Origin of the sequence: Mediterraneibacter agrestimuris (assembly GCF_943193195.1) — a bacterium.
Classification (GTDB): domain Bacteria; phylum Bacillota; class Clostridia; order Lachnospirales; family Lachnospiraceae; genus Schaedlerella; species Schaedlerella agrestimuris.
In genome coordinates this window covers 1-1735 of record NZ_CALPDG010000107.1, presented here as the reverse complement: position 1 = coordinate 1735, position 1735 = coordinate 1, and the positions used below count along the sequence as shown (strand labels likewise).

Here is a 1735-nt window from a genome sequence, read left to right as displayed (position 1 = left end):
AAACCAATGTTAACAACTTAGTAGTGGCATGATATCACAATAGGATTAAGCTATTAAACCAATAATAGCAGATGATAGAAATGATTAAAATACACTGAAAAAAGGGCAGACTTTCCCCTTGGTTGCTATCAGCTGTTTTTTAGATATGGCGTTTGTATTGTAGAATATAAAGAAACTGGCACCACCACCTTTCTTAAATGGTATTAGTGTGTAGTCTTGTTATTGTAATGATGTTTGACTTTTCTTGGAGTTGTACGTAGATTTGATTCCCCGCTGCCCTTTTTGTCACGCACCCGGTGAGATACGGCAAAATCAAATATACAGCGGATGATGCCATACTTTTCTGTGTCTGTATCAGCATCCATATATTCTCCTATGTGACGGCTCAGGTATCCGACAAGCTCATTCATGTTTGTCATATATTTGTTCTGATTCCCTTTCTGGTTTATGGTGCTGTCAACAATGCCGTCCGTCTCCCGCTTTATGGCAAGAGCCAGGTTTGCAAGCAATACCGATATCCAGAATTCCTGGAGAACGGAGTTCTCGGAATAGCCCCGGAAATTAGTGAGCCCGATCTTTTCTTTGACAAGCTTATAATTCTCCTCCACCGGCCATCTAAGGAAGTAACACTGGCGGAACAGTTCTTTGGCAAGGTCAAAATCATTTGTGATCAGCGTTTCCACCGTCCCACTTGGGAGGTAAAATTTAAGGATGCGTACTTTCCTGCCATCAAGGAAAAAGATATAGTCACTGATTCCATTTCGATCCGCCGGTACAGGGAGTGCATCAATATCCGTGTTAAATTTAGTCCTTAACCGGAAGAGATATCCGGCATGTAAGGTGTCTTCGATAAAAGAAAATAAATTTTTTGAAGCATATCCCCTATCGAAGACAAATATGGTGTATAATAGATTCGTCCGTGCTTTGCTTTTTATATTTTGCATATGCCTTATGGCAAGGGTACGTTCACCGACGCTCATGGGTTCGAGCTGTGCATCAAGGATGCGGTGATTCAGTACATCAAAAGCAACACTGGCAATGGCAGTGGGAGAGTTTTGGCCTCTCCCTATGCTGCCGTATTTATCAAGAAGAGTCTTACGGTTAGGAAGAGGTATTTTAGAGCCGTCAACAGCAATGATCTGCCGTCCCCATACACCCATGAAACGTGAATGGAAATCCAGGGAATCCCTGCTGCAAAGGAAGTCAAGTACACGTTCGAAGCATTCTTTGAAAATAGAGTGATCAATGCCGGAACGGGCCTTGCTGAAAGCCTGTTGGGAACATTTCACAGTATCAGAGATTGGAATTCCTGATATATGCCGCAATTCGGTAAAGAATTCATCCAGTGATGAAGAAATAGTTTTCTTGGAATTTCTTAATAACAGTTTGATCAATGTCCAATAGGGAAGTTTCCCGCAATTGCGTGTAAAAGCCCCTTTTCTGTTTCTGGCCCGTTCAAGGACATGTGGATCAAGTAATGTGTTACAGATAATATCGACTAAGATTTGAATTAAATTCATACGATGCAGCCCCCTTAAAAAAGTAATATAAACAAGGGCTGCGCCGCATTTTTTGGAGCTTATGTCAATAGTAAATATGCTGGTTTTTATGGGCGAATTTTGTGCAATATTTTAATCGTATTAGTGGTTATAAATAAAGAAAGGCACAGGGAATCCCGTGCCAATTAAAAGAAACACTATATGTTGTAGTTGCTTGAGTTAGGTTGTTAACATTG

At 40.8% G+C, this 1735-nt stretch carries 1 protein-coding gene; it reads right to left on the bottom strand.

All coding sequences use genetic code 11. The annotated features are described in order from the left end of the window. Positions 1–203: 203 nt before the first annotated feature. Entirely contained in the window at positions 204–1520 is a 1317-nt protein-coding gene (locus NFS18_RS19245) for an IS4 family transposase (RefSeq protein ID WP_251393186.1), read from the bottom strand. Positions 1521–1735: the final 215 nt, after the last annotated feature.

Excerpts from the sequence above, each read along its gene's own strand:
- NFS18_RS19245 (WP_251393186.1), bottom strand. The coding sequence starts at position 1,520 with ATGAATTTAATTCAAATCTTAGTCGATATTATCTGTAACACATTACTT.